24 protein-coding genes and 1 tRNA gene are annotated in these 24,708 nt (G+C 66.1%); 16 read left to right on the forward strand and 9 right to left on the reverse strand.

Annotated elements, in window-relative coordinates; translation table 11 throughout:
• Positions 1 to 108 precede the first annotated feature (108 nt).
• Together EPL00_RS09860 and EPL00_RS09865 are read left to right on the forward strand one after the other, a co-directional pair.
• Positions 109 to 918: a DUF7117 family protein gene (locus tag EPL00_RS09860; RefSeq protein ID WP_135852869.1), complete on the forward strand. Its 810-nt coding sequence runs from the start codon at positions 109 to 111 to the stop codon at positions 916 to 918.
• 76 nt (positions 919 to 994) lie between these two features.
• A complete protein-coding gene (locus EPL00_RS09865) occupies positions 995 to 1,429 on the forward strand; it encodes a hypothetical protein (protein WP_135852868.1) in 435 nt (144 codons plus the stop codon).
• 13 nt (positions 1,430 to 1,442) lie between these two features.
• On the opposite strand, the gene EPL00_RS09870 is transcribed toward EPL00_RS09865, so the two are convergent.
• From EPL00_RS09870 to glyA, 3 genes are all read right to left on the reverse strand, one after another.
• Positions 1,443 to 2,336 (reverse strand): bifunctional methylenetetrahydrofolate dehydrogenase/methenyltetrahydrofolate cyclohydrolase, encoded by an 894-nt coding sequence (locus EPL00_RS09870; protein ID WP_135852867.1) that lies wholly within the window; start codon positions 2,334 to 2,336, stop codon positions 1,443 to 1,445.
• A gap of 97 nt (positions 2,337 to 2,433) precedes the next feature.
• Complete coding sequence (locus EPL00_RS09875; RefSeq protein WP_135852866.1) at positions 2,434 to 3,069, reverse strand: hypothetical protein; 636 nt, start codon at positions 3,067 to 3,069, stop codon at positions 2,434 to 2,436.
• 73 nt (positions 3,070 to 3,142) lie between these two features.
• Positions 3,143 to 4,390: a serine hydroxymethyltransferase gene (gene glyA, locus EPL00_RS09880; RefSeq protein ID WP_135852865.1), complete on the reverse strand. Its 1,248-nt coding sequence runs from the start codon at positions 4,388 to 4,390 to the stop codon at positions 3,143 to 3,145.
• Between the two features lie 103 nt (positions 4,391 to 4,493).
• Between glyA and EPL00_RS09885 the strand changes: the two genes are divergently transcribed.
• The 5 genes from EPL00_RS09885 (at position 4,494) to EPL00_RS09905 (ending at position 11,180) form a co-directional block, all read left to right on the forward strand.
• Positions 4,494 to 6,602, forward strand: coding sequence for a hypothetical protein (locus tag EPL00_RS09885; protein WP_135852864.1), 2,109 nt, complete (start codon positions 4,494 to 4,496; stop codon positions 6,600 to 6,602).
• Positions 6,603 to 7,063: 461 nt separating this feature from the next.
• The gene (gene tbsP, locus EPL00_RS09890; protein WP_135852863.1) at positions 7,064 to 7,888 is read left to right on the forward strand and encodes a transcriptional regulator TbsP; all 825 of its coding nucleotides are present in this window, start codon (positions 7,064 to 7,066) and stop codon (positions 7,886 to 7,888) included.
• 80 nt (positions 7,889 to 7,968) lie between these two features.
• A complete protein-coding gene (locus EPL00_RS09895; RefSeq protein ID WP_135852862.1) occupies positions 7,969 to 9,789 on the forward strand; it encodes a YcaO-like family protein in 1,821 nt (606 codons plus the stop codon).
• A gap of 123 nt (positions 9,790 to 9,912) precedes the next feature.
• Positions 9,913 to 10,857, forward strand: a complete 945-nt coding sequence (locus EPL00_RS09900) for a hypothetical protein (RefSeq protein WP_135852861.1) — start codon at positions 9,913 to 9,915, stop codon at positions 10,855 to 10,857.
• Between the two features lie 125 nt (positions 10,858 to 10,982).
• Positions 10,983 to 11,180, forward strand: a complete 198-nt coding sequence (locus EPL00_RS09905) for a zf-TFIIB domain-containing protein (RefSeq protein WP_135852860.1) — start codon at positions 10,983 to 10,985, stop codon at positions 11,178 to 11,180.
• 15 nt (positions 11,181 to 11,195) lie between these two features.
• Here the strand turns inward: EPL00_RS09905 and EPL00_RS09910 are convergent, their stop codons facing one another.
• From EPL00_RS09910 to EPL00_RS09920, 3 genes are all read right to left on the reverse strand, one after another.
• Complete coding sequence (locus EPL00_RS09910; protein ID WP_135852859.1) at positions 11,196 to 12,323, reverse strand: DUF63 family protein; 1,128 nt, start codon at positions 12,321 to 12,323, stop codon at positions 11,196 to 11,198.
• A gap of 137 nt (positions 12,324 to 12,460) precedes the next feature.
• Positions 12,461 to 12,925 (reverse strand): Lrp/AsnC family transcriptional regulator, encoded by a 465-nt coding sequence (locus tag EPL00_RS09915; RefSeq protein WP_135852858.1) that lies wholly within the window; start codon positions 12,923 to 12,925, stop codon positions 12,461 to 12,463.
• Positions 12,926 to 13,018: 93 nt separating this feature from the next.
• Positions 13,019 to 13,813 (reverse strand): inositol monophosphatase family protein, encoded by a 795-nt coding sequence (locus tag EPL00_RS09920; protein ID WP_135852857.1) that lies wholly within the window; start codon positions 13,811 to 13,813, stop codon positions 13,019 to 13,021.
• Between the two features lie 293 nt (positions 13,814 to 14,106).
• Here EPL00_RS09920 and EPL00_RS09925 point away from each other — a divergent pair.
• Together EPL00_RS09925 and EPL00_RS09930 are read left to right on the forward strand one after the other, a co-directional pair.
• Positions 14,107 to 14,191: transfer RNA gene (locus tag EPL00_RS09925), tRNA-Leu, on the forward strand.
• Between the two features lie 236 nt (positions 14,192 to 14,427).
• Positions 14,428 to 14,688 (forward strand): hypothetical protein, encoded by a 261-nt coding sequence (locus tag EPL00_RS09930; protein ID WP_135852856.1) that lies wholly within the window; start codon positions 14,428 to 14,430, stop codon positions 14,686 to 14,688.
• 5 nt (positions 14,689 to 14,693) lie between these two features.
• Here EPL00_RS09930 and EPL00_RS09935 read toward each other — a convergent pair whose 3' ends face one another.
• Entirely contained in the window at positions 14,694 to 15,473 is a 780-nt protein-coding gene (locus EPL00_RS09935; protein ID WP_135852855.1) for a PHP domain-containing protein, read from the reverse strand.
• A gap of 231 nt (positions 15,474 to 15,704) precedes the next feature.
• Here EPL00_RS09935 and EPL00_RS09940 point away from each other — a divergent pair, with 231 nt between their 5' ends.
• The 3 genes from EPL00_RS09940 (at position 15,705) to EPL00_RS09950 (ending at position 17,910) form a co-directional block, all read left to right on the forward strand.
• Positions 15,705 to 16,190 (forward strand): DUF309 domain-containing protein, encoded by a 486-nt coding sequence (locus tag EPL00_RS09940; RefSeq protein WP_135852854.1) that lies wholly within the window; start codon positions 15,705 to 15,707, stop codon positions 16,188 to 16,190.
• A 159-nt stretch (positions 16,191 to 16,349) separates the two neighbouring features.
• Entirely contained in the window at positions 16,350 to 17,033 is a 684-nt protein-coding gene (locus tag EPL00_RS23530) for a DUF7344 domain-containing protein (protein ID WP_202932594.1), read from the forward strand.
• Between the two features lie 79 nt (positions 17,034 to 17,112).
• The gene (locus EPL00_RS09950; RefSeq protein WP_135852853.1) at positions 17,113 to 17,910 is read left to right on the forward strand and encodes a M14 family metallopeptidase; all 798 of its coding nucleotides are present in this window, start codon (positions 17,113 to 17,115) and stop codon (positions 17,908 to 17,910) included.
• A 179-nt stretch (positions 17,911 to 18,089) separates the two neighbouring features.
• Here EPL00_RS09950 and psmA read toward each other — a convergent pair whose 3' ends face one another.
• A complete protein-coding gene (psmA, locus tag EPL00_RS09955) occupies positions 18,090 to 18,851 on the reverse strand; it encodes an archaeal proteasome endopeptidase complex subunit alpha (protein ID WP_135852852.1) in 762 nt (253 codons plus the stop codon).
• Positions 18,852 to 18,855: 4 nt separating this feature from the next.
• Positions 18,856 to 19,335, reverse strand: coding sequence for an Rpp14/Pop5 family protein (locus EPL00_RS09960; protein WP_135853233.1), 480 nt, complete (start codon positions 19,333 to 19,335; stop codon positions 18,856 to 18,858).
• Positions 19,336 to 19,488: 153 nt separating this feature from the next.
• Between EPL00_RS09960 and EPL00_RS09965 the strand changes: the two genes are divergently transcribed.
• Genes EPL00_RS09965 through EPL00_RS09980 form a run of 4 tightly spaced genes read left to right on the forward strand, consistent with a single transcriptional unit; the run spans position 19,489 to position 24,499 of the window.
• Positions 19,489 to 20,616: a BMP family lipoprotein gene (locus EPL00_RS09965; protein ID WP_135852851.1), complete on the forward strand. Its 1,128-nt coding sequence runs from the start codon at positions 19,489 to 19,491 to the stop codon at positions 20,614 to 20,616.
• Positions 20,617 to 20,663: 47 nt separating this feature from the next.
• Entirely contained in the window at positions 20,664 to 22,262 is a 1,599-nt protein-coding gene (locus tag EPL00_RS09970; RefSeq protein ID WP_135852850.1) for an ABC transporter ATP-binding protein, read from the forward strand.
• Between the two features lie 46 nt (positions 22,263 to 22,308).
• Positions 22,309 to 23,385, forward strand: a complete 1,077-nt coding sequence (locus tag EPL00_RS09975) for an ABC transporter permease (RefSeq protein ID WP_135853232.1) — start codon at positions 22,309 to 22,311, stop codon at positions 23,383 to 23,385.
• Between the two features lie 58 nt (positions 23,386 to 23,443).
• Positions 23,444 to 24,499 (forward strand): ABC transporter permease, encoded by a 1,056-nt coding sequence (locus EPL00_RS09980; RefSeq protein WP_135852849.1) that lies wholly within the window; start codon positions 23,444 to 23,446, stop codon positions 24,497 to 24,499.
• Positions 24,500 to 24,708: the final 209 nt, after the last annotated feature.

The following is a 24,708-nucleotide window of genomic DNA, read 5'->3' on the forward strand; positions in this document are numbered from 1 at the left end:
GACCGTTCGGGCGTCGAACCGTGCGGTACGCTGGAACACGACGCCGAAGTGGCTGAGAAGAACCCCGAGAGCGACCGTATTTTGTGTCGCGGCGACCAAGCGAGGAACATGAAAGTTCGCGGCCAGCGCGAGTGCAAGGACTGCGGCGCGCGGTGGTCCTACTACGAGACGGGGAGCGTCGAATGTCCGGACTGCGGGAGCCTCCGGAGCGTCGGCGTCGACGACGAGCGCAACCTCCACACCGACACGCCGGTCGAGTTCGACCTGACCGAGGTCCGCGAGGACGTGGACGCGAGACCGCTCCGGGAGATAGCCGACCGCGCGGGCGACCTCGCTGGCGAGTACGTCCGCAAGCGCGGGTTCGTCCGCGGCGGGGACCTGAGACCGCTGGACGACGCCTACCTCGCCGCCCAAGAACTCCGCCACGCCGCCGACGTGGTGGGCCGCGGTCTCGACCTGAGCGACGACGAGGAGTGGTACTTCCTCGCCCTGCTCCGCGGCGCGGACGCCGACCCCGAGACCGACCGCGACGGACACCCCACCGACAGCGACCGAGGCCCCGCCGCCGACCAGCGTCCCGCGCCCGACGAGGTGCCCGAGTCGATGCACTCGATTCGAGGTCTCGCCTACGCCGACGCGGTGGCCGAGTACCGCGGCGATATGGCCGACTGGGTGGACGAGCGGGACGCCGAGGACGACGAGTCCGGACGACCAACGTGGGACCGCGCGCAGGCCCGCGACGCTCTCGAAACGCTGGGCGACCACGTCAAGCGCGTGCAGGCGCTCGACGGCGACGTTGACGCCGACACCGCGGAACTCCTCGTGGCCGCGACCCGCGACGTGAGTCGCTACGTCCGCGAGGGTGACGACGACGCTCTCGTGAGCGCGCGCGACCGGTTCGACAGGCTGGCCGAGTGACCCGCCTCCGAGCCTCGTCGCGCTCCTCGACCGCCACCGGAGAACGCTTTTGGTGATTGCTACCATATCTCTCGATATGGCCACCGACGCCACTCCGCGACTCCGACAGGCGGTCACGCTCGGCGTCGTCTTCTTGTTCCTCGGGCCGTTGCTCGTCCAGTGGGGGTTCGCGGGGGCGGACCTCCTGCCCACCGCGCTCGTCCCGAGTGACCTCCTGCCGACGGTCTCGTCGGACCTACTGGTCAGACTGGTCGGTCTCGCGCTCGTCGTCGGCGTTCTCGGACTCCTCGTCCGACAGAAGCACTCCTCGCGCGGACAACACTCGACGGACGCGGCCGAGGAGGCCGCCGACCGGAAGATAGAACAAAACAGACGCGTCGAGGGAAGCGGCGAGACCGACCCGTCCTACGCGTACAATAACCAACAGCAGGCGCGTCGAGAGGGCGAGCGCATTCGGGACCGCGGCGAGGAGATAGCCGCCGTCGAGCGCGACGCCGCCAGAGAGAGATAACTCGCGACCGAACTCAGGGCAGGTCCACGTCCACGCCTTCCTGTCTCCCCGCGGCCTTGACCGTGTTGTACAGGAGCATCGCGCGGGTCATCGGGCCGACGCCGCCGGGGACCGGCGTGATGGCGCCGGCTTTCTCCTTCGCGCTCTCGAAGTCCACGTCGCCGACGAGTTCGTAGCCCTTCTCGTTGTCGGCGTCTACGCGGTTGACGCCAACGTCGATGACGGTCGCGCCCTCCGAGAGCATCGACCCGTCTATCATCTCCGGGACGCCGCAGGCCGCGATTACCACGTCGGCTTGCCGGGTCTTTGCGGCGAGGTCGTCGGTCCGGGAGTGACACACCGTCACGGTCGCGTTGCCGTCCTCGGCCTTCTGGACGAGGAGATTGGCCAGCGGCTTGCCGACGATGTTCGACCGGCCGACGACGGTCACGTCCGCGCCCTCGGTCTCGACGCCCGCCGCGTCGAGCAACTTCTGGACGCCGTGGGGCGTGCAGGGCCGGTAGCGGGCGTGGCCCGCGACGAGTCGCCCGACGTTCTCGGGGTGGAAGCCGTCCACGTCCTTCTCGGGGTCGATGGACCGGAGGACCTCGCGGTCGTCCAAGTGGTCCGGGACGGGCATCTGGACCAAGATGCCGTGGACCTCGGGGTCGTCGTTGAGGTCCGCGACGGTCTCGTGGAGTTCTTCGGCGGGCGCGTCGGGGTCTATCTCGACGTGGATGCCCTCGATGCCGACCTCCTCGCAGTCGCGCTGTTTCATCGAGACGTACGTCTCGCTGGCGGGGTCGTCGCTCATCAGGACGGTCGCGAGTCCGACCTCGACCCCCTCGTCGGCCAGCGTCTCGATGCTGTCCTGCAGGTCCGCGCGAATCCGCTCGGCGACGGCGTCGCCGTCGATTACCTCTGTCATCACCCGAGACTGGGACGCCGAGCGCCTTCAACCCTCGGGTTCGTGCGTATTTTCCAGATAGAATACGCCATTCTATACAAATATGTGCATCAAAATCTCATTGTTGTCGAATCGTCGCTTGCCGAGTCGTCACGGGGACCTCGCATTCGCGCGTGTGTCCGGCGAACGTCACCTCGACTACCGCGCGTTCGGGTGCGACTCGTCTCACTCGCCGGTACGATACCGACGGTTCTGAAACCACCTCGCCGTCGCGGTCCACGAGCGTCTGGTGTTCCACGAGGACGGTTCGCTCGCCCTCCTCGGTCGTCACTCCCGTCGCGACCCCGTCGTGCGGTCCGCCGAGACGCTCGTCTATCGCCTCGCCGACCCGCCTCGCGGCCGCGCTGGCACACTCGACCTCGGCCCACTCCTCGAACGGAATGGTCTCGTAAATCGGTTTCCGCGTCGGCGTCTCGCCCGAGCGGTTCGTGCGCCACGCCGCGACGTACCTGACCGTGTCGTTCGACGCGACGTATTCGAGGTCGTCGCGCCGAATCGTCGTGGACGCTCGGACGGTGTCGGGGTACGCTCCGGCGGTCGTGGTCCGCCGAGACGCGACTGACTCGCTCGACTCTCCGCGGTCGGACTTCGGGGCGTCGCTCGGCGCATCGCCGCCGACCGACGAGAGACAACCGGAGAGCGACGCGACGATGCCCGCGCTCGCGGCCAGCAGATGGCGACGGGACCGATTCATGGAAAAACGATTTTCTGTCGTCGAAATAAGCTTTCTGTCCGCGAAAGAAGGCCGTAACGGGAGTAACGAGACCTTACTCGTAAATCGGGTTCGCCTCGCAGAGTTCCTGAACCTCCTCCGCGACTTCGGCCATCACGTCGTCGTCCTCGACGTTGTTCACGACGCGCGCGATGAGGTCGCCGACGTACCGGCAGTCCTCCTCGTCAAAGCCCCGAGTCGTCAAGGCGGGCGTCCCCGCGCGGATGCCCGAGGTGACGAACGGCGAGCGCGTCTCGCCCGGCACGGTGTTTGCGTTCAGCACGATGCCAACGTCTTCGAGGGCCTCCTCGGCGTCCTTGCCGGTCACGTCCTCGTGGGACTCCCGGAGGTCCACCAGCACGAGGTGGGTGTCGGTCCCCTCGGAGACGAGGCCGAACCCGTGTTCTTGCAGGCTCTCGCCGAGCGCCTTCGCGTTGGCGACGGTCTGGGCGGCGTACTCCTCGAACTCGGGCTGGAGAGCTTCCCGGAAGCCGACCGCCTTGCCCGCGATGTTGTGCATCAGGGGACCGCCCTGCATCCCCGGAATCACCGCGGAGTCGATGTCGTCGGCGTACTCGTCGTCGCACAGCACCATCCCGCCGCGACCCGCGCGGATGGTCTTGTGCGTCGAACCGGTCACGAAGTCGGCGACGCCGACCGGCGAGGGGTGTTCGCCCGCGGCGACGAGTCCCGTGATGTGGGCGATGTCCGCGAGGTGGTAGGCGTCCACCGCGTCGGCGGCCTCCTGAATCGTCTCCCACTCGACCTCTCGGGGGTACGCCGAGTAACCCGAGACCACGATGTCCGGGTCGAACTCCTCGGCGTGAGCGCGAAGCTCCTCGTAGTCGAGATACCCCGTCTCGGGGTCCACCTCGTACTGCTCGACCTCGTACAATTGGCCGGTGAAGTTGGCGTGGTGGCCGTGGCTGAGGTGGCCGCCGTGGGTCAGGTCGAGCGAGAGAATCTTGTCGCCGGGGTCGAGCATGGCGAAGTAGACCGCCATGTTCGCCTGCGTCCCCGAGTGGGGTTGGACGTTGACGTGTTCGGCACCCCACAGCTCCTTCGCGCGTTCGATGGCTAGCTCCTCGACGGTATCGACGTGTTCGCATCCGCCGTAGTAGCGCGAACCGGGGTAGCCCTCGGCGTACTTGTTGGTGAGAACGCTCCCTTGGGCCTCCATCACTGCCTCGCTGACGTGGTTCTCGCTGGCGATCATCTCCAAGGTGTCGCGCTGGCGGTCTACCTCGGCTTCGAGTGCGTCTGCTACCTCCGGGTCAACGTCGCGGACGCGGTCGTACTCCATATCAAAAATCGCGGCATCCCGGAGTATAAGCTTACCTTTCGCGGGGGCAACCACGGGCGACAAAAATATAAAGTCCCGGTGAGACACGTTGTACGACGCCGACATGATTGAGTGGGAGGAGACGGATTCCGGGTTGCGCGTGTTCGACCGCACGAAGACGGAGGTGTGTATCGAGACGACCGGTTGGGACGCGGCGAGCGCGGGCTACGACGTGGACCGCCCACTCGACGATACCATTTCCGGATACGTCTCGGAACTTCGCTTACCGCCAGCGCTGGTGAAGGTCGTCGGTCTCGACTCCGGCGAGGAGTACACCCACGGCGGTGACGCCGACCCGCTCTCTCTCCCCGACGGTGAGTATCTGTTCAATATTAGTCTCAATATCAAAACATACCTGCGGTTTTCCGGGGCCGCGACAATTTCGAAGACGGACGACTACAACGAACTCCACATATCGTTTCCGGAACCGACGCTCGTAACCTTCGGATTCCGGAGCCACCACGAGGAGCCTGTCGATACGATTACCGTCCCGCCGACGCCCGACGGCGTGGCGACTGCCGTCACGTATCTCTCGTCGTCACACAAGGTTACAGGTCCCGACCGGTCGTACCCGACGCTTCGAGGTCACCCACCCCGAATCGAACTCGGTGAGAAGACGGAGATTCCGGAGCCGGTCCGTGAGGAGCGATTCGACGTGGGTATCGAGCTAGTGGTTCCCGACGAGTTCGCGTACACGTTCGTCGCAGCACCGTTAGCGTACTATTTACAAGCCAAGGTGATCGTCGAGGACCGTCGGTCGCCGGTCCTTCGCGCGCCCGAGACCGGCGTCGAACATCGGTTCACGCCGTTGCCCGGCTTCCAGCACGAAGTCGCCGATACGCTTCGGCGCGTGTTCTTCCTCGATTGCCTCGTCAGAAACGCGGGTGAGTATAGTTGGGACCTCGCGGAACTCCCACTGTTGGACGAGGTGGGTATCGAAGCCGAGGAGACCTACGACTCCTCGCCCGCCGAACAACTCGCCACCTACCTCGACGCGCCGTACGAGCGTATCGACGATGACTTGCCGGAGTGGCACCTCGCCATGCATGTCGAACCCCTTTCGGATCACGTAACGTCGCTTCCGTATTTCCTCGACAACCTCAGCCTCGTCTACCTACCCGAGTCAACCGACTTGGAGAAGGATGAACTGCTCAACAAGTCTATCGATGACTTCTACCGTGCGGGTAAGCCAGCGTCTCCTCGATCGAATCTAGGGCTTACGAAAACAACTGCTAGAATGACTCGTAAAGGTCCCGGTCCGGTTAAGTCGGTAAACCGGCGTGACCCGACGCTCCACGAAGGGAAAGTAAACGGATGGCTTGCCGACGGTGTTCCAATCGACGTTTTCAAAGCGGTTCCCGAAGCGTACCGGAACCGGTTCAAATATCTTGACACAGACGGCGGAAACATCGACGTGATGGTCATTCTCAATGATGAAGAGATGGCCGACGAACACGAGACGGCCGCTGAAATATACAAAAACCGGGCACAGGAGCTTCCAATAGACGTTACCGTCCTCGAACGTTGCTCCAAAGACGAACTCGCCGAAGTGTTCGAGACTCCACACGACTTTGTCCACTATATCGGCCACTGTGAGAACGACGGTCTTCGATGTCGAAACGGCAATCTGTCGGTTTCGGACATCCAAGAGAGCAACGTCCAGACGTTCTTCTTGAACGCCTGTGGCTCCTACTACGAAGGGCAAGACTTGGTGAAGAAAGGGAGCGTCGCCGGTGCGGTGACGTTCACGAAGGTGCTGAACAAACAAGCGGCGAAAGTCGGTGTGGCGTTCGCCCAACTGCTCATCAACGGATACGACATTGCACACGCGATACAACTCGCCCGCCGCCGTATCATGATGGGGAAAGATTACGCAGTAGTCGGGGATGGAACCCACCAACTTACCCAGACGGATAACCGCATCCCGACGCTCGGACGACTCACCGAGACCGATGAGATGTACAACGCGAAGTTCAACTCTCTTACAGTTGATCACATCGGCGGTTGTTATGAGGTCTACCTTCCTAATTCGGACTGCCTTCAGCTCCACGGCAACGAATCTACTGTCGAAATATCGAAATCCGAACTATCTTCGTTTCTCGACCGCGCAGAAATGCCGTTTATTTATGATGGTGATCTGTACTGGTCCGATGAGTTGGCAGAGCGCCTATAAGCCGGTCTACGGTCCCGCCGTACTTCCAGCGCCTGCCTGCGGCAGTACTTCAACAAGAATGGAACTCATGAACACGAAAGCGTACGCTGCGTCCATCGCTCGCGGATTCTCCATGACCCATTGTCGTATCTTCCCTTGCATGGCTTGTTTCGTGTTACAGAACCCCACTACTTTATTGTTTTGTATATTTCATACGCTAGTAGACGGGGAATAACCCAAGAAAGGGGCCATTAAACCTATTCGTCGCCACGGCGAATCCGAGACGAGGTCCGGCGAGCCCGGCGTCGCCAGTCGATTTTCACGCGAGGTATTGTTTAAGATTCACAAGGGCGTAGAACCCAAAACCGACTCCGAAATTCGTTTAGAATTGTCGAACTGACCGCTGGAAGTCTCCAGATAATCCGTGATTTCCCCCCGTTACTAACGTTAAAATTAAGTAGGGGTAAAACGTTTGTCGGTACATGGAGACCGAATCGAATTTACTCGACCAAGAAATCGCCGAAATCCTTCGGACGGTCATCGACGAAGCGCCCGAATCGATGCTCGTCGTCAACCCGTCGAAGAACGCTATCGAAGAACTGATCACCGTCGCCACGGAGTACGAGGGCGACCTGCCGGAACTCCGCATGCTCGCGGAGTCGGGTACGCTGAAAGACGTGATGGAGGACTTCATCGTCGGCAGTAACGCGGCCGACCTCATCGACGCGGGGTCGCTCTCGCTTCGCACCACCGACGACGTGCCGAGCAACTCTCTGCTCGTCACCGACGAAGTCGTCATCGCGCTCGTGACCGCGGACGACCGTGTGGGCGGCCTCACGGCCGACGACGAGGAGTTCGTCGCAGAAGCCTACGACTCGTACTCCGCGCAGTTCGAGGCCGCCGACGAGTTCTCGCTGCGCACGCCGCCGCTCTCGCGCGTCCGCGACACGCTCGGCGAGGAGATCAGCCCCGACGCCCAGAACGACTTCGACGCGGTTCTCTCCTCGATGGAGACCGCGCGCGGAGACGGCGACGGACTCGACGAGGTTACCATCAGTCTCCTCGTCGCGGCGAAGAACGAGGCCCTGCTGTACGACATCAGCAAGTGGGGCGAGGACGTTGGCATCGCCAGCAAGGCGACGTTCTCGCGGACGAAGACGAAGCTCGAAGACATGGGCCTCATCGGGACCGAGAAGGTTCCCATCGACGTGGGTCGCCCGCGCCTGCGCCTGAAGTTGGCCAACGACGAACTCCGTAATGCGGACACCGACCAGCTCGCCAGCGCGGCCCAGAGCCTGCTGCACTGACCACGAACTCGCACTTTTTCGCGCGGTAGCCCCCAAGCGATAGCACCGCGTTTTTCCGGTCTCCGTTCCTCGATGTCGTCATGAACCGACCGACAGTCGGACTCGTCGGCGAGGGTCCGGCAATCGACGCGGTCGCGGCCGCGCTCGCCGACGTGGACGCCGAGACCGTCGAGTGTGCCCCCGAACAGGTCGCAGGGACCGACTTCGCCGTCGTCGCCGGTGACGCCGACGACTCCCGCGCTCCCGACGACCGTCACCCTACGCGCTTCGCCGCGGCGAACCGCGCGGCCCGCGAGGGCGGGACGCCGTGGCTCGCGGTCGAACTCGGCGGCGTCGGCGGTCGCGCTCTCGACATCGACGCCGCGGTCTCGGGATTCGCGCCGGGGACCGCGTGCTGGCAGTGTCTCCGGACGCGCGTCGCCGCGAACGCAGACGAGAGCGAAGCGAGTTCCGGAACCGACCCCGACCCCGACCCCGACCCGGCCGTCGCGCGCTTCGCGGGCGCGCTCGCCGGGCGTGAGGCCGCCACCCTCCTGTCTGGCGGCGAGTCGCGGATTCTGGGCGGCGTCGTGGAAGTGCCCCACGCCGAGCGAAACCTGTTGCCCGTGCCCGGCTGTGAGGTCTGCGACGACGACTCCGACGTGAGTCTCCGTCTCTCGGCGTCACTCGACCGCGAGTACGCAGACACCGAACTGGAGGGCGCACTCTCGCGCGCCGAGCAGGCCATGGACGAGCGCGTCGGTCTCGTCTCGACAATCGGCGAGGCCGAGTCGTTCCCCGCGCCCTACTACCTCGCCCAACTCGCCGACACCTCGGGGTTCAGCGACGCACAGGCCGCAGAACAGGCCGCTGGCGTCGCCGACGACTGGAACGCCGCGCTGATGAAGGCGCTCGGCGAGGCGCTGGAACGCTACGCCGCGGGCGTCTACCGCGAGGAGGGCTTCCGGACGGCGCGCACGGGCGACCTCGACGCGGCCGATTCCGACGGAGACGGCTCCGACTCGGTGGTCGCGCCCACCCAATTCGTCCGGCCCGAGGAGTGGACCGGCACGGACGCTGACACCGAACTGTCGTGGGTCGAGGGCCGGAACCTCCACAGCGACGAGCAGGTCCACCTCCCGGCGGAGTTCGTCCACTTCCCGCCGCCCGAGGTCCGTCACAAGCCCTCCATCACGACCGGTCTCGGTCTCGGAAGTTCGACCGTCGAAGCCCTCCTCGCGGGCTGTTACGAGACCATCGAGCGCGACGCGACGATGCTCTCGTGGTACTCGACGTTCGACCCGCTGGAACTCGCGGTCGAGGACGAGCGGTTCGACGCGTTGCGGGCGCGCGCTCACGCGGAAGATTTGGAGGTCACGCCCTTGCTGGTCACGCAGGACGTGGACGTGCCGGTGGTTGCGGTCGCGGTCCACCGCGAGGGCGAGTGGCCCCGGTTCGCGGTCGGCTCCGACGCCGACCTCGACCCCGAGGAGGCCGCCACGTCCGCGCTCGCCGAGGCGCTCCAGAACTGGATGGAACTGCGTTCGATGGGCGAGGACGACGCCGCCGACGCCGACGGTGCCATCGGTCGGTACGCCGACTTCCCCGCGACCGCCCGCGAGTTCGTGGCGAGCGAGACCGCGATTCCCGCCGCGAGCGTCGGTCCGGCCGACCCGCCGACCGGGGAGGCGGAACTCGACGCGCTCCTCGAACGCCTCGCCGACGCCGACCTGTCGGCCTACGCCGCGCGCCTGACGACCCGCGACGTGGAGCGACTCGGATTCGAGGCGGTCCGGGTACTGGTCCCCGCGGCCCAACCGCTGTTCACCGGCGAAGCGTTCTTCGGCGAGCGGTCGCGCGAGGTGCCCCCGGAACTTGGCTTCGAGTTCCGGCCCGACCGCGACCTGCATCCGTACCCCTGAGCGTCGGGCGGACGGCGCTCCTCGCGGAAATCGTCCCGCGACAATCGTCCCGCGGAAATTGTCCCGCGGCAATCGACCCCGGAATCGCAACCCACTACAGGGGTCGCCGGACTACGGATTGGCGTGTACGCGCCGACTCGCCTCGCGGGCTACGTCGTCCTGTTGCTCACGCCGGTCGCGCTACTCGCCAGCGCGCTGTTCTCCGGCGGCGTCTCGGCTGCGGTCTTGGGTCTCGAAGGAGGAGTCGCCCTCGCTGGCGGGGTCGCCGCCGCGAGCGAACGGGAGCGCGCGCTCGAAGCGCCCGACGCCCACGACCTCGACGCCGGGGACCTCGCGGACGCGTTCGCGGTTCTCGCCGCGGCGGTCGTGACCTACGTCCTGAGCGTCCGGTTCGGTCTCGGCCCGGTCGTCGCCTCCGCGCTCGTCGGTCTCGTCGCGGGAGTCGGAACTCCTCGAATCGCAGTTCCGGCCTACTGCGGGTCGTTCGTCGGCATGGCCTCGCCCGCCCTCTTCCCGTCGGTCGGCTACCTCGCGCTCGCGGGTCTCGTCTCGGGCGTCGCGTTCGTCGCGGCCGAGCGCGCCTTCGACGGGTTCGGCGGGAAGTTGGGGACGCTCGCGCTGTTCGGGTGCGCGGCGACGGCCGCGCTGACCGGCGCGGACTTCACCGCCGGGAGCGCGCTCGCGTGGACCGACGCGCTCGTCGTCGTCCCGGTTTCGGTCGCGGGTGCCGTCGGGACCGTCGTCCTGAGCCTCCGCCTCGACCTCGGGGCGGTCGTCGGGTCCGCGGTCGTCGGTCTCGCGGCGGGTCTCGGTCTCCCGGCGATGTCGGGCGCGTCGGGCGAGACGCTGGCCGCGGCGGCGTTCTGCGCCTCGTTCGTCGGCATGAGTTCGACCGACCGACTCGACGGCGAGGAGCGCGTCGCGCTCGCCGGGGCGGTCTGCGGACTGGTGTTCGTCGCGGTCGCGGCGGCGTTCTCGGGCGCGGGCGGGAAGTTGGGGACTATCGCGTTCGTCTCCTGCGTCACGACCGCCGGTGGGGAGCGACTGGTCGTCCGAATGCGGTCGTGAGTGCGCTCCGCCGGACCGGGCGACATCGTCGAGAGCTTTCTCAGACAAGGGTTTTATCTCCCGCCCCGTAGTGTGTGGTACCGTATGTCGCCATTCTCACCGACCGAGTATCCGGGGGGACGGGGATGACTTCCGAGTACGAACTCGACTGCGCGACCTGCGGCACGTCGCTGACTCGCCGCGAGGTTCCCGGCGAGTCGCTGGGATTCGGGGGGTCCGACGCGCCGGAACTCGGCGACTCGGAGTCGCTGGAGGTCGCGGAGTGTCCCGACTGCGGCGGCCGCTACTTCCCGGAGACGACCTTGGAACGACTCGAAACCTGAAAAATCGACTCGCTTTTAGATGCCGAACGTCGCGCGGAGCATGTCCCGCGTGCCGGGACCGAGACCGACGGCGACGATGGCCACGAGGAGCAGGATGGCGTAGCGCGGGCTCTCCTCGAAGATGCCCTCGTCGAACACCCAGACGACGAAGATGGCGGCCGCGATTTTGACCAGCAGGAAGGGCCACGCGGTGCCGATGAGGTCCACGACTGGTTCGGGGAACTGCTTGCCGACCTCGATGAGCGCGCGGTTGACGGGGTGTTTCGGCACGAGGTCGGCGGGCAGGCCCAGTTCCTTCGCCCAGTCGATGCCGACGACGTTGGCCACGCCGTCAACCGAGTGCGCCCAGAGGACGACGATACCCATCTTGCCCGTCCCCTCGTTGACCTCGGGCGCGTAGCGAGTGAGACCTTCCCACGTCAGCCACGTCACGAGCGTCGCGCTGACGAGGACGACGACCGTAATCTGGGGGAAGAAGTCCACGTAGTCGGTCGTGAACGCGAGGAAGCCGAGGTAGCCGACCGTCACCGAGAGCAGGGCCGTGCCGATGCCCGCGACGGTGTAGCGGTAGCCCTCGGTCGCGCCGGAGTTGCGGAGCCAGATGCTCGCCAGCAGGGCCGCCAGCGTGATTGCGAACATCGTGAAGTAGATGACCGGGCTGATGATGAGGGTGTTCCACGGGAACGTGATGGCGGCCTGCGAGGGGTCGAGTCCGTCGAAGGCGTCCTCGACCACGCGGAGCGCGCCGCCGAACAGCATGTAGGGGAACAGCGCGTAGAACAGTTCGCGGTCCTGTCCGACCCCGAGACGACGGAGCATGAAGACGACGCCCAGTAGCGCCAACAGCATCGTCAGCGCGTAGCCGACCTCCGAGACCAGCGTGTAGCCGGGGTACGCGACCGGTTCGGCCGCGGCCGCGCAGGCGCTCGACTCGTAGAGGAAACTCACCGACCCGTCGGCGTAGGCCGCACACTGGGCGCTCTTGGCGTCCGCGACGACCGGCCCCCAGAAGTAGTGCCAGACGAAACCGTAGTAGACGCGCTCGGGAAAGACGAGAGCGCCGCCGACGAGCGCGGCCAACAGCGCGGCGACCGTCCCACCCCAGAGGCGTTCGGAGTCCATTCCCTCGGTTACGGTACTCATATTTGCCAAGGCGCAAGCCGACCGTTTTACGGTTCCGGTCTCGGTCGTCGCCGCCGCTCGTCACAGAGTCCATTCTAGTCGGTGGTCCGGTCGAAGACGTGTCCGGTCGCGGAGAACGCTAGGGATGAGCGCCGGTCTCAGACTTCGCTACCGTCGATGGGCAACTCCTCGGTCTCGTAGGGCGTACCGAGGATGACCATCGTCTGGGAGCGCGCGAAGCCGTCCATCTGAGCGACGTTCTCGAACATCAACTCGCGAAGTCGGTCGGCGTCCTCGGCGTAGACGCGCATCAACACGTCCCACGAACCGGTCGTGAGGTGGACCTCTTGGATGCCGTCGATGTCTTCGAGGCGACCGAGGGTGTTCTGTTCCTGTCCCTGTTCGACCTGTAGGCCGACGACCGCCGAGATACCGTAGTCGAGTGCCTTGGGGTCTACCTTCGCGTGGTACCCCTCGATGACGCCCGCCTCCTCCATCCGGTTGACTCTGTCGTGGACCGTCGCACTGGACATGTCGATACGACGCGCGATCTCGCTGAAGGGGGTTCGCGCGTTCTCCTGTAACGCTTCTAAGATTTCGCGGTCGGTATCATCGAGTTCCATATCCTACATCAGATTCTTTCAGGCTAAATATCCTTAGAATTCATCTCGTCAGAAACGGGGGATTACGTCCTCGGTGGAACGACACAATACGGTTCAGGCGACGTTTCGAAGGGCGGCCACCAGTTCGTCGTGGGCCTCGCCGTTCGAGGCGACGAGGCTCTCGGAGTCGTGTCGCCACGGGTCGCCGTGCCGGTCGGTGACGGTCCCGCCCGCCTGTCGGACCATGTGAACGCCAGCCACGGTGTCCCACGGGTTCGGGTCCACGTTCGTCACCGCGCCCTCCAGCGACCCGGCCGCGACCATCCCGAGCGTGACCTGCGCCGACCCGAACCGGCGCACGTCGGCGAATCGCTCGACCAACTCCTCGCAGACCGCGGCGTACTCGTCGCGCCGGTCGAACCCCCACCAGATGGTCGGTACGACGGCGAACGTCTCGGGGTCGGTCTTCTCGCTGACCGAGACGGGTTCGCCGTCGCGGTACGCGCCGTCGCGTCCGGCGACGTACGTCTCGCCGAGCGCGGGGCAGTCGTTGACCGCGGCGACCGGTTCGCCGTCCCGGACCGCCGCGACGCTGGTCGTCCAGACCGGAATCGACCGGACGTAGTTGTTCGTCCCGTCGATGGGGTCTATCACCCACGCGTCGCCCTCGTCGGGGACCTCCTTGAGTTCGTCCTCCTCCTCGCCGACGATTGCGTCGTCGGGGTACTCCTCGCGGACGACTTCGATGACTCGGCGCTGAGTCTGGCGGTCGGCCTCGGTCACCACGTCGGTCTTGTCGGATTTGGTCTCGACTTCGATGCCCGCTCGAAAGCTCTCGGCGGCGACTTCGCTTCCCGCGCTCGCGGCGCGCTTCGCCACCGCGAGGAGGTCGTCGGCGTCGTCGGTCATGTTTCCGCGGTGGGGCGTCGCCGGAAAAGCCCTGTCGGTTCGGCGGTTTCGGCCGGTGCAGTGCGGTTGCGGTACGACGGGAGTCGGCGATACTCCGCTGTATTGTTGCGGTGCGGTTCCGTTGGTGTCGGGAAGAGTCACCTTCTCTGGATTCTCGTGTAGGTCCGTGACGCGGACCACTCAAGCCACCGCACCGATGCCCGCCGGTCCCCGGAATCCGACACCGTAGGAGGTTTATATAGCGGCCGTTTTAGAGACGAACGTCAGGCGCGAACCCCAGACGAAGACAGCGTGCGAGGGTAGCCAAGCCTGGCCAACGGCGGCGGACTCAAGATCCGCTCCCGTAGGGGTCCAAGGGTTCGAATCCCTTCCCTCGCACTACCGGTGTGGCGTCGCCACACCCAACAGTGCAAGCAAGACCGCTTCGGAGCGTCTTGCCCTCGCAAACTACACGGCCCACGCGGGCCCTCGCAACATTCCTCTGGTGCCAGTCTCGTAGCGACTGCTCTCGCTTGGTCGCAACCGTTTCCGGTTGGTCGCAACCGCTCTCGGTTCGTCGCAGTGTGAGTTCTCACGTCAAGAGCTAACTACATGCAAATCGTGGGAGCAGAGCGATGCAGTGGCACCGACGGCGCGACCTCGAAGGCGGCAAGGAATTGGGCGTCTGGTTGCTCGTGGCCGACGACGGGAGCGTCGAGCGAGAACTCTACGTCGAGTCCCACGAGTACCGCGGCGGGGACTTCGACGTGTACACGACGGCCGACGACGAGTGGACTCACGAGGGGGAGTTCGAGACCAGCGAGGAGGCCTTCGCTCGCGCGCAGGCCCTCCTCGAATCGAGTTCCCACGCGGTCGAGAGCGACGGACTCGCCTGAGAAACCTACTCGAAAAGCACCAGCGGGTCGGCCTCGCGCGCGGCGAAATACTCGTCCAACTCGCGCTTTCGGGCGGGAATCTCGTCGGGGTCGTGGGCGTCGGTCCCGGCGACGAACTCGACGCCGCGCTCGCGGAGCGCCGCCCGGAGGTCCGGCGCGGGGTGGAACTGCCCGTACTCCCGGCGGACGCGCCCGGCGTTGAGTTCCGGGACGGTCCGCGACGTAGCGAGGGCGTCGGCGAGCATCGCGTGGTGGTCCGGCGTGGTGTAGCCCCGGAGTTCCGGCGTGCGCTCGGGCAGGTCCACGTGGGCCGCGATGGCGAACAGTTCCGAGTCCACGAGGTCCGCGAGTCGCTCGTAGTAGTCGTCCACGACTCCCCGGCGCTCGCGCTCCGAGAGGTCCGTGAAAGGGGCGCTCCGCTGGACGTTGGTCCCCTCGACGCGGTGGACGCTCCCGACGGCGTAGTCGAAGTCGGCCTCGTCGAGGAAGTCGGCGATGTCGGCCTCGTCCCGCGGGTCGTAGTCCATCTCCACCGCGTCGAAGACCCGGAGGTCGTACCGGTCGCGCAACGACTCGATGGCCTCCCGGCGGAGCGGGTAGGTCCGGTCCAAGTTGATGCCGTACTCGCGTTTCTGCGTCTGGAATCGCCCGCGCTCGGAGACGTTGCAGTGGTCGGCGAACCCTATCGCACGGAGACCGGCCTCCTCGGCGGCCGCGAGCATCCGGGGCATCTGGGTACCGTCCGAGTAGTTCGAGTGGACGTGGTAGTCGTGGACGACGGACACGTTCGTCTTTCGACCCGAACCGGCGTATCTGTTGCGGTGCGAGTCGGGGTTTCGGGGCGTTTCGGAGTCCGACACCCGCCGTCTCCTCCGCGTCGAACGCCGGTACCGTCTCTCGAACTCCGGTACCGTCTCCCGACTCCGGTACCGTCTCCCGACTCCGGTATCGTCTCCCGATTCCGGTACCGTCTCTCGAACCCCGCACCTTACGCCGCTCCGGACCGACGTGCGACTATGGACGACCACACCCGCGACGCGTCGGTCGGTCCGCCCCGAGTCGGGACGCCGACCGGGTGGCTCCCCGCGAAGGGTCGCTGGGAACACGACACGCTCCGGCGGGCGACGGTCCACGGGATTCGACTGTTCAACGTCGGCGAGTTCCACGAATCGCACGACTGCTTCGAATACGAGTGGTACAACTACGGGAGCGGGACCACCGAGAGCAAGTTCCTCCACGGAATGGTGCAGGTCGCGGCGGGCGCGTACAAGCACTTCGACTTCGAGGACGACGGCGGAATGGCCTCGCTGTTCGAGACCGCGCTCCAGTACCTCCACGGCGTGCCTCGGGACTACTACGGCGTGGACGTGCTGGACGTGCGCGAGACGATGACTCGCGCGCTGGAGGAGCCGACCGTCTTGGAGGAGTGGCGAATCGAACTCGACGGCACGCTCCCGACCGCGGATAAATCAGACTTCGCGTACGCCGAATCGCTGGAGTGACTACTCGCCGACCGAGGAGGCCGCGGCCCCGTCCGACGCCACCGTCGCCCGCCTCGATATTCGCACTGGTAATCAACGGGAATCGACAACTTATATACACGCGGCGTCGTTGGTGGAGACAGAGCGCCCCGACTGCTCGCGCACTGGGAGGCTACCCACATGACAACGACCGACTCTCGCAACGACACGGCGGACGCCCGACCGTACAGCACCGAGCGCGACGCCTCGCTCGACGCGACTTTCGACGCACTCGGGAACCGGGACTGTCGGGTCCTCCTCTGGCATCTCGCGGACAGCGACGAGGCGGTCGTCGTGGACGACCTCGTGGACCTGCTGGCCGACGAGGCCACGTTGGCCGACGAAGTTCGACTGCGCGCTCGCCTCCACCACACCTACCTCCCGAAACTGGCCGACGCGGGCCTCGTGGAGTACGACGCCGACCGCGAACTCGTCACCCAACGCGAGGACAGCGAGTTCGAGGAGCTACGCCCGGTCGTCGCGGAGTTCGAGTCGGCCGACCACCCCGTCTCGTTGAACACGCTGTTCGACCTCCTCGCGGACGTGCGGCGGCGCGAGGCGGTCGTGACCCTGTTGGCTCACGGGGACCTGTCGCTCCCGGACCTCGCCGACGAAGTGGCCGTCGCCGAGGAGGGCGAACCCCTCACGCGAATCGACGCCGACGACGTGTTGCAGGTCTACCTCTCGCTGTACCACACCCACGTCCCGAAACTCGCTCGCGCCGGACTCGTGGACTACGACCAAGACGACGACTACGTGGCGCTGACCGACGCGGGCCGGGACCTCGAATCGCCGATTCGGTCGTTCTGTGACGGCGACGACTGACGACAGGTCGATAATCTGAAATTTACACGACGGCGGAGAGTCGAAACGCTCAAAAGCACGCGGTGCCGCTTTTTTGCCGATGCGAATCGAGCAGTTGGGCGAGGGGACGCCCGAAATCGCCGTCGTCGCCGCGATTCACGGCGACGAGCCGTGCGGCGTCCGAGCGATAGACCGTCTCCTCGCGTCGTCGCCAGCAGTCGAGCGCCCCGTCAAGTTCGTCGTCGCGAACGAGGAGGCGCTGGACCGCGAAGTCAGATACGTCGAAGAAGATTTGAATCGGGCGTTTCCGGGCGACCCGGACGCCGAGACCCACGAGCGTCGCCTCGCGGCCGCGCTCTCCCAAGAGGTCCGGGACTGCACGACGCTCTCGTTGCACTCCACCCAGTCGTACGCCGAACCGTTCGCGCTGGTCGATACCGTGGACGCCGTGGCGCGCTCGGTCTGTCCGTACCTGCCGGTCTCCGTGTTGGTCGAGACGGAGGCCGAGAGCGACGGGCGACTCATCGAGTACCCCCACGTCGTCGAGGCCGAGTGCGGCCTGCAGGGTTCCGACGAGGCCGCGGACAACGCCGAGGAGCTAATCTACGGCTTCCTCCAAGCGACCGGTGCGCTCCCCGACGACGAACCGGTCGCGGGCTACGACCGCGACGAGGTGGCGGTCTACCGCCTCGGCAATCCGGTGCCCAAGGACGGCGGCGACGAGTTCCGGGTGTTCGCGGACAACTTCGAGCGCGTCGCGGAGGGGGAGGTCTTCGCCGCCTCGAACCGCCGGGAACTGGTCGCCGACGAACCGTTCTATCCGGTGTTGATGTCCGCCTACGGTTACGAGAACGTCTTCGGCTACCGCGGCGAACGCGTCGGCGTCCTCGACGGCTGACTCGGCGATTCCGTCTCGGTTCCGACTTCCGAACGCGGTTTTCCGATGGACGAGCGACCAGCACGGCGCACGCTCGGTGATGCACTTCTCTCCCCGCGGGGGTACGAAGAACAGAATACCACGCCAATCCAAACACCCACGACTACCCAACTAGCGAAACCGCGGGAAAGAGGAGCGGTCTACTCCTCGGGTTCGGTCTCGTCGTCGCCGCCGCCGAGCAGGTCGAGTTCCGAGAGGTACTCCTCGGTCTCGTCGTTGGTCAGTTCCATGAACTGCTCGGACTCGGCGTCGATGGTCGCGATGCCGACGCCTTCGGGGCTGAGTTCGTCGTCGTTGACCGACCCGAGCGCGCGGAGCGCGAGTTCGATGCCGCCGTCCAAGTCCATCGCCTCGCTGTAGTTGTCCTCAAGATACTCCTGAATCTCGCCGCGGTCGGCACCGACCGCGAGGGCCTTCCACTCGTAGGGAGTGCCCGAGGGGTCGGTCTCGTAGAGGCGCGGCTCGCCGTCCTCGATGCCGCCGATGATGAGCGCGACGCCGAACGGACGCGCGCCGCCGACCTGCGTGTACTGCTGGATGTGGTCGGTGACTTCCTTGGTCAGCGTCTCGACGCCGATTGGCTCGCCGTAGCGCAGGCGGTTGACCTGCGTCTGCTGGCGCGCGAAGTCGATGAGCTGGCGCGCGTCGGCGACGTGGCCCGCCGAGGCGATGCCGATGTGGTCGTCGGCCTTGTGAATCTTCTCGACGCTGGTCCGCTCCATGAGTTCGGAGCGGATGCGCTTGTCCACCGCGAGTACGACGCCGCCTTCGGTGCGGATGCCGATACTCGCAGTGCCGCGTTTGACGGCCTCGCGGGCGTATTCGACCTGATAGAGCCGTCCGTCCGGGGAGAAGATGGTAATCCCACGGTCGTAGGCCTGCTGTTGGGCTTGTCCCTGCATAGTATCACTCGAAATCGAGTTCCGTCGCGCCCGCGAACGCGCCGTCGGTCCGCACGTCGAGGAGTCCGTCTCGCTCGACGGCCGACCGGTCTGCGTCCCCGAACACGACTTTTCTCTCGTCAGGAATTTGGCCGTCTGCTCCTAAATACTTTTCTTCACAGGCACGGACCGTACCGCTTATACCGCGGACGCGAAGGCCGACGGGGTCGTTTCGGATTTCGTCCACGCAGGCCAGCGCCGCGCGGGCCTGCTGGGCGTGGCCGTGGCGCGCGCGGACGATGGCCTCTCCGGTGCCCTCGCCGAACTCGAACTGGAGGACCTTCAGGTCGGCGTCGGCGCTCCCGGCGTCGCCAAGGAGATTCTGGGCGGCGAACCAGACGCTCCGCTGGAAGTCCCGTCGGTCGATGTCGGCGTCGGGCCACGCTTCGAGTTCGACGGCGAGGTAGCGCCACCGCGGTCGGAGATGCTTCGGGAGGTGTTTCATCCGTGAGTAGTTGTCGGCCACTAGACCCGAGTCGGCTTGAATGGTCGGTTTTCTGGCCGCGGCTACCGGTTCGTTCATCTCGTCCCACTATTCAATATTAACGGACAATTTTTTACGGAGGCGCGAAGTAACTCGCCCGGAGGGTGTGAAAAGATGACACGTAACGCAGACGCGACAGGGGAGACGGCCGGGCCAGACTGGAGACGGACCGCGAGCGACTTCGACCGACGCGACTTCCTCAAATCGGGGGCCGCGCTGGTCGGCGGGACGGCCATCGCTGGACGGGTCGGCGCACAGGACGGTGGCACGACGAACGTCGCCATCGTCTCCAGTCCGGCCGGGTTCGGCGACGGAGCGTTCAACGACCTCGCGCTGGAGGGTCTCCGGAGCGCGTCCGAGGAGTTCAACCTCAACATCCAGCAGGTCGAGGAGACCGACCAGTCGCAGTATCGCACGGTCCAGTCCCGGTTGGCCGAGAGTTCCAATCCGGACTACGACCTCATCGTGCTGGTCGGCTACAACCACACGCAGGCGCTCGAATCGAACGCTTCCCAGTACTCCGACCAGCGGTGGATGCTCATCAACGACTACGTGGACCAACCCAACGTCGCGGGGTACACGTGGGCCAACCACGAGATGTCGTTCCAAGCGGGCGTCCTCGCGGGCACGATGACGACTCGGGAACTCTCTCACGCGGGCAACTCGCTGAACCCCGACAACGCCGTCGTCGGGTTCGTCGGCGGCGTCGATGGCGCGCTCATCAACGCCTTCGAGCGCGCCTACAGGGCCGGAGCGCAGTGGGTCAACGAGGAGGTGGACGTTCGCGTCGGCTACATCGGCAACTACACCGACACCCAGACCGCGAACAACATCGCCAGTTCCCAGTACGACGCCGGTGCCGACATCGTCTATCACGCGGCCGCCGCGGCCGGGCAGGGCGTCTTTCAGGCCGCGCGCGACGCGAACCGGTTCGCCATCGGGGTCGATTCGGACCAGTCCCAGACGCTCCCGGACTATCAGGACGTTATCATGGGGTCGGCGGTCAAGTTCATCAACGAGGGGACCAGAGAGGTCGCGGTCGCCGTCGCGCAGGACAACTGGGAGAGCGTCAACGGCCAGAACGTCCTCGGACTGCAGGAGGACGCCGTTCAGGTGGTCCTCGGACAGGCCGTCGGCCCGAAGCTCCCCGACGTAGTGAGCCAGAACCTCGACGAATCCAAGCAGGCTATCGTGAACGGTGACGTGACGGTGCCGTGTAGCGCCTCGGGCTGTCAGAACTGACCGGCCTCCTCGTCGTTATTTATGATACAAAATCACGTACCACGACTATGAGCGACACAGGAGTACCCGCCGTCCGACTCGACGGTATCACCAAGCGATTCGGCGACGTGGTGGCCAACGACGCCGTGGACCTCTCGCTCGACGCCGGGTCGGTCCACGCGCTCGTCGGCGAGAACGGCGCGGGCAAGACCACCCTGATGAGCGTCCTCTACGGCCTCTACGACCCCGACGCGGGCGACATCTTCGTGGACGGCCAGCGCCGCGAGTTCGACTCTCCTCGGGACGCCATCGACGCCGGGGTCGGGATGATTCACCAGCACTTCCAGTTGGTGGACAACATGACCGTCGTCCAGAACGTCGTGTTGGGCCACGAGCCGACCGAGAACGGACTCGTGGACGAGGAGAGCGCCCGGTCCGACATCGAGGACATCTGCGAGACCTACGGGTTCGACGTGGACCGGTACCTCGACACGCCGGTCGAGCAGTTAGGGGTCGGCGTGCAACAGCGCGTCGAAATCGTCAAGAGCCTCTATCGAGGCGCGGACGTGCTGGTCCTCGATGAACCGACCGCGGTGTTGACGCCCCAAGAGGTCGAAGGACTCTTCGAGGTGATGGCGGAACTCACCGACCGCGGGCGGTCGCTCATCTTCATCACGCACAAGCTGGACGAGGCCCTCGAAGCGGCCGACGACATCACCGTCCTGCGCGACGGGAAGGCGGTCGGCACCGTCGCGGCCGCCGAGACCTCCCGCGAGGAGTTGGCCCGGATGATGGTCGGCCGGGACGTGCTGTTCGACTACCCCGAGCGCGAGACCGTGCCCGGCGACGTGACCCTCTCCGTCGAGGAGTTGCGGGTCCGGGACGACCGGGACCTCGAACAGGTCGGCGGCGTGGACCTGACCGTCCGCGAGGGTGAAATCCTCGGCATCGCGGGCGTCGAGGGGAACGGCCAGACCGAACTCGTGGAGGCGCTGACCGGCCTGCGCGAGGTCGAGGAGGGCACCGTCACCTTCGCGGGCGGGGATATCACCGAGACCAGTCGCCGCCAGCGCATCGAGTCGGGCATCACCTACGTCCCGGAGGACCGCCAAGACGAGGGGCTGGTGCAGGACTACGACCTCGTGCGCAACGCCCTGCTGGGCAACCAGACCGTCGAACCCTACGTCCGTCGGGGATTCATCGACTGGGGGTCGGTCCGGGACCACGCCGAGACCATCGTCCGGGAGTACGACGTGCAACCGCCGAACGCCGACGCGGAGGCGGCGTCGCTGTCGGGAGGGAACCAGCAGAAGTTCGTCGTCGGCCGGGAAATCGAACACGACCCGGACCTGCTGGTCGCCTCCCACCCGACCCGCGGCGTGGACGTGGGGAGCATCGAGTTCGTCCACGAGCGCCTGCTGGAGATGCGCGACGCGGGCACCGCGGTCCTGTTCGTCTCGTCGAAACTCGACGAGATTCGGAAGCTCTCGGACCGCATCGCGGTCATGTACGAAGGGGAGTTCGTGGACGTGGTGGACCCCGACGACGTGACCGAGGAGCAACTCGGCCTGTTGATGGCTGGCCGTTCCGTCGAGGACGAGAGTAACAGCTCCTCGGCCGACGAGGACCCGGAATCCCCGACCGAGGAGGTGTCGAACCGTGAGTAGCGACACCGGTGGCGCGCGCGCCGCGCTCGACCGCGCGGCCGACCGGATGCTCCGCGCGTCGGTGGTCGAGCGGTTCGCTATCGCGGTGGCCGCGACCCTGCTGGCGCTGTTTCTCGGGTCGGTCGTCGTCGCCGCCGCCGGGTACGACGCCGTGGAGTTCGTCTCGTCGCTGGCCTACGGCGCGTTCGGAAGCTCCTCGAACGTCGCGTTCACCCTGCGCCAGTCCACGATGCTCGTCCTCGCGGGCGTGGCGGTCGCCGTCGCGTTCCGGGCGGGCGTGTTCAACATCGGCGTGCAGGGCCAGTTCGTCGTCGGCGGGTTCGCCACCGCGGTCACGGTGCTGTTCCTCGCGCCGATGCTCCCGGAGGGCGCGGTCGGGGGCGTCCTGCTCGTCGGACTGGGCACGCTCGCGGCGATTCTGTCCGGCGGGGCGTACGCGGCGCTCCCCGGCCTGATGAAGGCCTACGCCGACGCCAACGAGGTCATCACGACCATCATGCTCAACTTCATCGCGTCGGGCGTGGTCTTCTTCCTCGTGGACCGCTATCTCAGGCCAGCGGGCGCGTCCGCGCCCAACACCGAGACGTTCCCGGAGTACGTCTCGCTCCCCTCGGTCGTGTTCGACAGCCCCTCGTTCTCGGTCGTCGGTCTCGGCGTGGCGCTGGCGACGGTCCTCGTCGTCTACGTCGTGATGGCCCGCACCGGGTTCGGCTACGACCTCGTGACCAGCGGCCATCAGGAACCCGCGGCGGCCTACTCCGGCGTGGACCCGAAGCGCAACGTCGTCGCCACGATGACGTTCTCCGGGATGGTGGCCGGACTCGCGGGCGCGATGTTCACCGTCATGATTCTGGGCTACTACAGCGACCCCTCGACGTTCCCGCGGTTCGGCTTCGACGCCATCGCGGTGAGCCTCCTCGCGGCGAACAACCCGCTCGGCGTCGTCCCCGCGGGCATCCTGTTCGGCGGCCTCGACGCCGGGGGCCAGTACATCGGCTTCACGCTCGACGTGCCGCCGGAACTGGTGGACGGCGTGGTCGGTCTCGTCGTCCTGTTCGTGGCCACCCCGGAGCTGTTTCGGATGGCCGCGCGCCGGACCGGACTCGGGGGCGATAGCCGATGAGTTCCGTCGCACTGACCGCGAGCGACGACCGGGCGCTCGTCACGGGAGGTGAGGGAGCGTGAGCGTCGCGGACTACGCCGCGCGCAACCGGCTCAGAATCGGGGCCGGTGCGGTCGCGCTCGTCGCGCTGGCGCTCCTCGCCGCGCTGTTCGACCTGCCGGTCGCCGACCTGCTGACGGTCGGGACCGCCGAGCGCGCGCTCCGGGCCGCGACGCCAATCGCGCTGGCGGCCATCGGCGGTCTCTACGCCGAGAAGAGCGGCGTCTTCAACATCGGACTGGAGGGGTTCATGATATTCGGCGCGCTCACGGCCGCGGCCGGAGCGTGGATTTCGGCCGGGAGCGAGTCGGTCGGACAGGCCGACCTCTGGCTCGGTATCGTCGTCGCGGTCGCGGTCTGTACGCTCCTGACGTTGCTCTTCGCCGTGTTGACCATCCGGTACGAGGCCGACCAAATCGTCGCCGGACTCGCGGTCTGGTTCGTCGGGTTGGGGTTCGGTCCGTTCACCGCGACGGTCCTCTGGGGCGGCGTCTCCAGTCCGACGCTTCCGAACATCGACAACGTGACCGTGCCGGTGCTGGCGGAGATACCGGTCGTCGGCCCCATTTTGTTCGACGCCTCGCCGCTGGTGCTTTTCACGGTTCTCCTCGCCGTCGCGGCGTGGGTCGTCCTCTACCGCACCAAATGGGGCTACTGGGTGCAGGCCGCGGGCGAGAATCCGGAAGCACTCGACACCGCGGGCGTGGACGTGAACCGCGTGCGCTACGCCGCGGTCGTCTTCTCGGGCGCGCTGGCAGGGTTGGGCGGCGCGGTCCTCGCCATCGGCATCGGGAGCGGGTTCACCGGGACCGGCGTGACGATGGTGGACGGCCGGGGCTGGATAGCCATCGTGGCGTACCTCTTCGGCAACTACAACCCGCTGGGCGCGTTCGGCGCGTCGCTACTGTTCGGCGCGACCGACATGCTACAGGTCCAGTTCCAGACGGTCGGCATCTCGCTTCCGGGGAGTATCGTTGGCCTGTTCCCCTACGTCGCGGTGCTGGTCGTGCTGAATCTGGTCGGGTACACGCGTGTTCCGTCGGCGGTCGGGGAACCGTACGACACCGAGGAGTGAGTCGGCCGTTCTCTTTCGGCCGCTCCGTCGCCGTTCGTTTTTCCGCTCTAGAGCAAACTCCACCACCTTCTAAACTATATACATATTTGTTAAAGGACTGCCTTCCTTACTGAAAGATACGAGATTCGTAGTGTGGTCGGGGCGCGGCCCGGCCCGGCGCGCGCCCCCCGAACGGGGTTTAAACCCCGCCCCCCCCGCCGCCACCACCC

Origin of the sequence: Halorussus salinus, assembly GCF_004765815.2 — an archaeon.
Classification (GTDB): Archaea; Halobacteriota; Halobacteria; order Halobacteriales; family Haladaptataceae; genus Halorussus; species Halorussus salinus.

Bases quoted from the DNA above. Each gene is read 5' to 3' on its own strand.
- EPL00_RS09860 (WP_135852869.1), top strand. From the start codon at position 109: ATGAAAGTTCGCGGCCAGCGCGAGTGCAAGGACTGCGGCGCGCGGTGG.
- EPL00_RS09885 (WP_135852864.1), top strand. From the start codon at position 4,494: ATGATTGAGTGGGAGGAGACGGATTCCGGGTTGCGCGTGTTCGACCGC.
- EPL00_RS09905 (WP_135852860.1), top strand. From the start codon at position 10,983: ATGACTTCCGAGTACGAACTCGACTGCGCGACCTGCGGCACGTCGCTG.
- EPL00_RS09865 (WP_135852868.1), top strand. From the start codon at position 995: ATGGCCACCGACGCCACTCCGCGACTCCGACAGGCGGTCACGCTCGGC.
- psmA (WP_135852852.1), bottom strand. From the start codon at position 18,851: ATGCAGGGACAAGCCCAACAGCAGGCCTACGACCGTGGGATTACCATC.
- EPL00_RS09960 (WP_135853233.1), bottom strand. From the start codon at position 19,335: ATGAAACACCTCCCGAAGCATCTCCGACCGCGGTGGCGCTACCTCGCC.
- EPL00_RS09870 (WP_135852867.1), bottom strand. From the start codon at position 2,336: ATGACAGAGGTAATCGACGGCGACGCCGTCGCCGAGCGGATTCGCGCG.
- EPL00_RS09875 (WP_135852866.1), bottom strand. From the start codon at position 3,069: ATGAATCGGTCCCGTCGCCATCTGCTGGCCGCGAGCGCGGGCATCGTC.
- EPL00_RS09920 (WP_135852857.1), bottom strand. From the start codon at position 13,813: ATGACCGACGACGCCGACGACCTCCTCGCGGTGGCGAAGCGCGCCGCG.
- EPL00_RS09975 (WP_135853232.1), top strand. From the start codon at position 22,309: ATGCTCCGCGCGTCGGTGGTCGAGCGGTTCGCTATCGCGGTGGCCGCG.
- EPL00_RS09910 (WP_135852859.1), bottom strand. From the start codon at position 12,323: ATGAGTACCGTAACCGAGGGAATGGACTCCGAACGCCTCTGGGGTGGG.
- EPL00_RS09895 (WP_135852862.1), top strand. From the start codon at position 7,969: ATGAACCGACCGACAGTCGGACTCGTCGGCGAGGGTCCGGCAATCGAC.
- glyA (WP_135852865.1), bottom strand. From the start codon at position 4,390: ATGGAGTACGACCGCGTCCGCGACGTTGACCCGGAGGTAGCAGACGCA.
- EPL00_RS09970 (WP_135852850.1), top strand. From the start codon at position 20,664: ATGAGCGACACAGGAGTACCCGCCGTCCGACTCGACGGTATCACCAAG.
- EPL00_RS23530 (WP_202932594.1), top strand. From the start codon at position 16,350: ATGACAACGACCGACTCTCGCAACGACACGGCGGACGCCCGACCGTAC.
- EPL00_RS09965 (WP_135852851.1), top strand. From the start codon at position 19,489: ATGACACGTAACGCAGACGCGACAGGGGAGACGGCCGGGCCAGACTGG.
- EPL00_RS09915 (WP_135852858.1), bottom strand. From the start codon at position 12,925: ATGGAACTCGATGATACCGACCGCGAAATCTTAGAAGCGTTACAGGAG.
- EPL00_RS09940 (WP_135852854.1), top strand. From the start codon at position 15,705: ATGGACGACCACACCCGCGACGCGTCGGTCGGTCCGCCCCGAGTCGGG.
- EPL00_RS09950 (WP_135852853.1), top strand. From the start codon at position 17,113: ATGCGAATCGAGCAGTTGGGCGAGGGGACGCCCGAAATCGCCGTCGTC.
- tbsP (WP_135852863.1), top strand. From the start codon at position 7,064: ATGGAGACCGAATCGAATTTACTCGACCAAGAAATCGCCGAAATCCTT.
- EPL00_RS09930 (WP_135852856.1), top strand. From the start codon at position 14,428: ATGCAGTGGCACCGACGGCGCGACCTCGAAGGCGGCAAGGAATTGGGC.